Source organism: Apilactobacillus sp. (genome assembly GCF_025290035.1).
Lineage (GTDB): Bacteria > Bacillota > Bacilli > Lactobacillales > Lactobacillaceae > Apilactobacillus.
The window spans coordinates 1-2,643 of record NZ_JAMBKT010000042.1; the positions used below are offsets into that span (position 1 = coordinate 1).

At 33.9% G+C, this 2,643-nt stretch carries 3 protein-coding genes; all 3 read left to right on the forward strand.

What is annotated here, in order from left to right; all coding sequences use genetic code 11:
• Positions 1 to 164: 164 nt before the first annotated feature.
• Positions 165 to 533 (forward strand): MerR family transcriptional regulator, encoded by a 369-nt coding sequence (locus tag M3005_RS05960; RefSeq protein ID WP_053791775.1) that lies wholly within the window; start codon positions 165 to 167, stop codon positions 531 to 533.
• Between the two features lie 36 nt (positions 534 to 569).
• Entirely contained in the window at positions 570 to 1,913 is a 1,344-nt protein-coding gene (gene glnA, locus M3005_RS05965; protein WP_034531055.1) for a type I glutamate--ammonia ligase, read from the forward strand.
• Between the two features lie 92 nt (positions 1,914 to 2,005).
• Positions 2,006 to 2,518, forward strand: coding sequence for a hypothetical protein (locus M3005_RS05970; RefSeq protein WP_053792721.1), 513 nt, complete (start codon positions 2,006 to 2,008; stop codon positions 2,516 to 2,518).
• The last annotated feature ends 125 nt before the right edge of the window (positions 2,519 to 2,643 follow it).

Sequence of the window (2,643 nt, forward strand, 5' to 3'; positions counted from 1 at the left end):
TGGTATGACATAATATCTAACATGGAAGTTGTAAAAAACATCGAAAAAGATGTATTTAATTGGCTAAATGACAAAAAAGTGCCATAATATGTTAGAAGTTATTACATTAAATGTTGACATATTAAAATATAATGTTATTATAATGTTGTTAGAAGGAGTTAGATATGAAAGAAAAGGATTTAAGACGTTCGCTTTCAGTACTTCCAATCGGAACTGTTATGAAGTTAACTAGCTTGACCGCAAGACAAATTAGATATTACGAAGAACAGGGTTTGGTTTCACCTGAAAGAAATGATGGTAACCGCCGTATGTATTCTTTGAATGATATCGATGTGATTTTAGAAATTAAGGATTATTTAGACGAAGGTTTAAATATTGCTAAGATTCAAGAAATCTACAAGAAGCGTAAAGAAGATAACAAGAATAACGATACGAAGGAATTAACTGATCAAGAAGCACGTAAAATTTTATCTGATGAACTTTTGAACATCGGTGGATTAAATTCACATGATGCTGCAAATAATTCTTTTTAACTAATTTAATGTTGAATACGTTAGGAGTAGGTGTATATGGCTACAAAGCATGATTATTCAAAAGACGACATTCGTCGTATTGTTAAAGAAGAGGACGTAAAATTCTTACGTTTAATGTTTACTGATGTTTTAGGAACTTTAAAGAATGTTGAAGTTCCAATCAGTCAATTAGATGATTTATTAAATGACAAGATTATGTTTGATGGATCATCAATCGAAGGATTCGTAAGAATCGAAGAAAGTGACATGTATTTACATCCTGATTTATCAACTTGGATGATTTTCCCATGGAGTTCAGAACGCGGTAAGATTGCTCGAGTTATTTGTGAAGTTTACAAGACTGATGGAACACCATTTGAAGGTGACCCAAGAAATAACTTAATCCGTGTTCTAAAGGACATGAAGGATGCTGGATTTACATCATTTAACATTGGACCTGAACCTGAATTCTTCCTATTCAAGATGGATGAAGATGGCAAACCAACTGTTAAATTAAATGACGAAGGTAGCTACTTTGATATGGCACCACTTGACTTAGGTGGTAACTGTCGTCGTGAAATCGTTCTAACTTTGGAAGAAATGGGCTTTGACGTTGAAGCAGCTCACCACGAAGTTGCTCCTGGTCAACATGAAATTGATTTCGAATATGCAGATGCTCTAAACGCTGCAGACAATATTCAAACATTTAAATTAGTTGTTAAAACAATCGCAAGAAAATACGGCTTATACGCTACATTTATGCCAAAACCACTAAGTGGTATCAATGGTTCTGGAATGCATTTAAACATGTCATTATTTGACGACAGTGGTGATGTATTCTACGACGAAAATGGTGACTTGAAGTTATCAGAAACTGCTTACCACTTCTTAGGTGGTTTAATCAAACATGCTAAGAGTTACACTGCAATTTGTAACCCATTAGTAAACTCATACAAACGTCTTGTTCCTGGATACGAAGCACCAGTTTACGTTGCTTGGTCTGGTTCAAACAGATCTCCACTTATCCGAGTACCAAATGCTCGTGGACAAGCTACACGTCTTGAATTAAGAAGTGCTGATGCTTCAGCAAACCCATACCTAGCAATTGCTTCTGTTCTAGAAGCTGGTCTAGATGGTTTGAAGAACGGTATCGTACCTCCTAAGAGTGTTGACCGTAACATCTACAGAATGGATGCTCAAGAAAGAAAAGAAAACGAAATTGTTAACTTACCAGATGACTTACTAGATGCTCTAGAAGAATTATCTGCTGATGAAACAATGAAACATGCATTAGGTTCAAAGATCTTCAACAGTTACTTAGCTGCTAAGCATTTAGAATACGATGCTTACCGTGCTCAAGTTTCTGATTGGGAACGTAACCAATACATGGAAAAATACTAATAACCATTTAAAAAAGAGTCGGCTTATTGCCGGCTCTTTTTTATTTTTCAAACGTTTGTCATAATGATAAAATGGAATGTGAGGTGTTTAGATTGCTAAAATTTGACGAAATGATTCAACAAGCTGTTGCCAAGTTCAATAACATGGGGCAAAAGCAACAATTGCTCTTAAACGGCAATAATAAGCAACAAAAGCTATTTATCCAATTGGATTTATCTTTAGCTAAATTAGCAGAGGATTCAAAGCGTTTCTCTGTATATAAAAAAGATCAAGAAAATATTGATGTAAAAAACTATAAGGAAATGATTACTAAAGACGTTGCCAACGTAATGAAGTATTACTTGTTGTTTGCTAGCGTTCATAACTGGTTAGATGTAATCGTTATTGATGAAGAAGATTATAACAAAATCACAAGCATTGATGCTGATCGTGACTTTAATCAAGTATATTTATCAATTAAACGAATGATGTTTAACGGTTTTTATAATCATTCTAAAAAAGATTTCCAATTTTCCTGGAAAATGTTCCTAAAATTTGGTATAGTAGACCTTGGCGTTGATGATAAATCATTGTCAGCTCAATTTAGTGAAATTAATTCATTATAAAAATTTTAATTGATTTAAAAATGATATTGACACCATGTCGATTATCCGATATAATGTTTTTTGTTGAGTTTTGATGTCGCGATAGCTCAGCTGGATAGAGCAACGGTCTTCTAAACCGTAGGTCG